The 4229-nt window shown below is 65.2% G+C and carries 1 protein-coding gene; it reads left to right on the forward strand.

Annotated features, from left to right (window positions below; all coding sequences use genetic code 11):
* A partial coding sequence (locus B7G66_RS13005; RefSeq protein ID WP_048859265.1) for a cellulose biosynthesis protein BcsC occupies positions 1-4138 on the forward strand: 4138 nt, incomplete at its 5' end.
* Positions 4139-4229: the final 91 nt, after the last annotated feature.

Genomic DNA, 4229 nt, shown 5'->3' on the forward strand with positions numbered 1-4229 from the left:
ATCTTCCGCACCGCCCCCCCCGCCGGTCCCGCGCGGCCCCACCCCGGCTGCATCTGCGACCAGTGCGCCCGCCAAGCAGCCCCCCGTCAGCACACCTGCACCTGCCAGCGCCCCGGCTTCAGCCCCGGTCAGGCCCCCCGCCCGTGCATCGGCACGCGTGCCCGGCCCGGCGGTGGACGCTATGGGGGCGGATAATGCCGTGGCGGACATGGGGAACAGCGGCGGGAGCGCGGCCGGTATGGCGTCCGGCGTGCCTGCGGGGATTGATATCGGGGACACGGGTCCGATCTATGGGCGGCGGGAGGCATCCGCGCCACAGACGCCAGAGGCGCAGGCCCATCCCTATATCGTGTCGGATCAGGAGGAATCGAGCGCGCCGCTGGCCGCGCCCGCCACCGACATCACCTCCATGGATGCACAGCGCACGCAGGCCATCGACGCCGAGACGCAGCGCCTTGCCCATGCGACGGCAATTTTCGACCTCCTGCTGGAGGAAGGGCATTACTGGCTGGCGCATCATGACATGGTGCGCGCCCATGAAACCGTCCATCGTGCATTGCAGATCGACCCCGAAAACACGGATGCGCTGTTCCTTCAGGGGCGTATCCAGGTGGGGCGTGGCGAATTCGCCGATGCGACGCGGCTGGCCAATGAACTGGCGCGCCATCAGGGCGTCGCGGACGAGGTGGCGCAGCTTCGCGGGATGATCCGCACCGGGCCGGTCAATGAAAAACTGCTGGCCGAGGCCCGTGCCCTTGTCGCGCAGGGCAAGATGCATGACGCGATGGTCAAATATCGCGAAATCTTTGGCCATGGCGAACCGCCGCCCGAACTGGCGATGGAATATTACCGCATCCTTGGCGGTACGCCGCTGGGGTATCAGGAGGCGCGGACAAAGCTTGCGGATTATGTCGCGCGCAACCCGCATGACCTTGATGCGGCGCTGACATATTATCAGGTCCTGACCTATCAGGCGGTTTCGCGCACGGACGGGATGGCCGGGCTGGAACGCTTGATGTCAGGGCATGTGCCCGCAGGTATCCATACCGAGGCAATGGCCGCATGGCGTGGCGCGCTGTTGTGGGAACCGGTGGCGGGCCAGACGATCCCGCTTTATGACGAATGGCTGTCGCTGCATCCCGATGACGGGGAAATCCGCGCCCTGCGCCAGCGCGCCCAGGCCGAGCAGGGACGCCTCGACAGTGCGAATGACCGCATGCAGGGCTATACCCTGCTGGCGCAGCGGCGCTATGGCGATGCGGAGGCGCTGTTTCACAAGGCGCTTGCCATTGATGACAAGGACATAGAGGCGATCGGCGGCCTTGGCTTTGTGGCTGAATCGCGCGGGCAGCGTGATCGCGCGCGGGCGTATTTCCTGCGTGCCCGTGCGCTGGACCCCGACCACAAGGCGCGCTGGGACGCCGCGATCAAGAGCCTGGAGGGATGGTCCTCGGCAGGGCGGGGAGGGCATGGCGGTGCGCCGGACCTGTTGGTGGCGGACATTGCGCGCGCCATCGCCCTGGGGGAGATCGGACGCGCGCAGGAAGGGCTGGCGGTGCTGGCCCGGCGCAAGGGCAGCGCGCTGACGCTGTTGTCCCTGCAGGGCGCGCTGGCGCGGCGTGAAGGCAACATGACGGAGGCGATGCAGACCTATCGCACCATCTTGCACCGCTGGCCGGACAATACCGATGCGCTGTTCAACCTTGCCGATATTCTGGCGCAGAACGGGAATGTGGACGAAGCCCGCGCGCTGATCCCGCGTCTGGGCCGTGGGCATGAGGCGATGGTCGCCCATCTGGAGGGGCAGATCCTGGGCGCGCAGGCCGAACAGGCGGCCACCGATGACGAACGTATCAGCCTGTTGCTGCGCGCGGTTGGGACCGACCCGCGCAATCCGTGGCTGCGTCTGCATCTTGCGCAGGCGCTTGACCGGACCGACATGCCCGAACGCCGCATGCAGGCGGCCCGTATCATGGAGGCCCTGACCAACAGCCCCAAGGCCAGCACGGAGGCGTTGCAGGCGGGCATGATCTTTGCGCTGGACCATCATGACGACGCGACGGCCGCGCGCCTGCTGGCGCGTATCCGTGCGGCCGACAGGTCCAGCGATGTGGATGCGCTGGCCCAGCAGATCACCCTGGCGCAGCAGGTGCGTGACATCGACGCCGCGCCGCATTTCGACCGTGCGGGGCTGATGGCGCTGGCGGATCGTGCCGATCCCAACGGTGTGCGTGGCACGATGGTTGCCAATGCGTTCATCGATCACAACATGCCGCAGGTCGCGCGCGATGTGCTGGCGCGTGAAGAAAGCCTGACCCCCGACCCGCAACCGTGGGAGATGCTGTCCTATGCCGGATTGTACCTTCAGGTACATGACGCCGCCGATGCGCGTCGCTGCCTTGAGGTGTATGACCGGCTGGTGCGCAATCCCGACATGCATGCCACGGCGGATCAGGCGCGCCTGCGGACGCAGCTTGGCCTTGCGCTGCACATACTCGACGCCGAAGGGGCGGATGCCCCGGGCCATCCCCGGCGCGCGCAGGCCGCACTTGCGCCGTTGCTGGCGCAGTATCCCAACTCGATTGACCTCCGCCTTGCGATGGGCCGTGTCTATCAGGCGCGGGGGGAACCCGCGCGCGCTCTGGCGGAGGACCAGGCGGCGTTGCATATCCAGTCCAACAATATCTATGCCCTGGCCGCCGCCGCGCGCGATGCGGGCGGGACGGGCGATATCAAGGTGGCGCGTGCCTATGCCGGGCGGCTGGCGGCGATTGCGCCCGACAGCCCGCTGACATGGGAAATCCGCGCCGAACTGGCCCGTATGGACCATTCCATGCGCGATCAGCTTGCGGATCTGGATCATGTCCATGCACAGCAGTGCGACATGTCGGGCGTGGTCCATTGCGCGCGGCGTGAAAGCCTGAAGCCGGATTACCGCTGGCCCGATATCGACAGCCAGTATGTCAACCTGCGTGGCGCGCAGTTGCCCGATACGTACCATTACCTGCATCACGATGACCAGATACAGGCCACCGACCGGCAGCGTGTGTATCTGCGGGATTCGATTTCACCACAGCTTGACGCCAATACCTTTGTGCGCAGCCGCACCGGTACGCCCGGCCTGCGGCAGCTGACGGAATTCGCGGTGCCGATCACCGCAACCCTGCCGTTCGGGTCGTGGGATCACCGCCTGTCATTTTCCGTGACGCCCACGCTGCTGTTTACGGGCGATCCGCTCGACAATGCCACATCCGCGCGGCAGTTCGGGACGGTTGCGGTCAATGGTGCGCACGGGTGGGCATACCATCATTATTATACGCAAGGGGTGGGGCTGAACCTCAGCTACTTCAACCGCTGGTTCAATGCGGATGTGGGGTCGTCGCCGCTGGGCTTTGCGGTGGCGAACGTGGTGGGGGGCGTCGAATTTTCCCCCCACCTGACGGACAACCTGATCCTGCGCATCAGTGGCGGCCGGCGGATGGTCACGGACAGCGAACTGTCCTATGCCGGGGAACGTGATCCGGGCACGGGGCGGACATGGGGCGGTGTCACCCGCAATTTCGGCCATGCCGCGCTGGAATGGGGGGAGGCCGGGTGGAATGCCTATGCCGGGGGTGGGTTCGCCTATCTGCAGGGGCATAATGTCGAAGGCAATACCGAGACCGAGGCCGGAGCTGGCGGCAGCGCCACAGTGTGGCAGTATCACGAACGCCAGCGCCTGCGTGTGGGGGCGGACCTGATCTATTTCGGGTATAAAAAGGATTCCTATTTCTTCACATGGGGGCAGGGGGGCTACTTCTCCCCGCATGAATATTTCGCGGCGATGGTGCCGGTGGAATGGTCGGGCCATACCGATCGCTGGACATGGTTCCTGCGGGGCGAGGCGGGATATCAGGATTATCACAGCAGGGGCGCGCCCTATTACCCCACCAGCACGCTGTTGCAATCCGAAGTCATGGCGCCTGGGTCCTATGGCGGGTATGGGGCCAGTGGCCTTGCGGGGAATGTGCGCGGGCGCGTGGTCTATCAGGTGGACCATCGTTTCCGCGTCGGGCTTGAAGGGGGCTATACGCGTTCTGGCCCATGGTCGGAAACCGACGGGATGCTGCTGTTCCATTATGCCTTTGACGGGCAGTAAGAGCCTGTTGGAAAACAACGCATTGATAAAAAACAGGAAAAGTTTCCGGGTGCCGCCTTTTTTTAAAAAGGCGGCGTCTTCTGAAGCTTTT

The organism is Novacetimonas hansenii JCM 7643, assembly GCF_000964405.1.
GTDB classification, from domain to species: Bacteria; Pseudomonadota; Alphaproteobacteria; order Acetobacterales; family Acetobacteraceae; genus Novacetimonas; species Novacetimonas hansenii.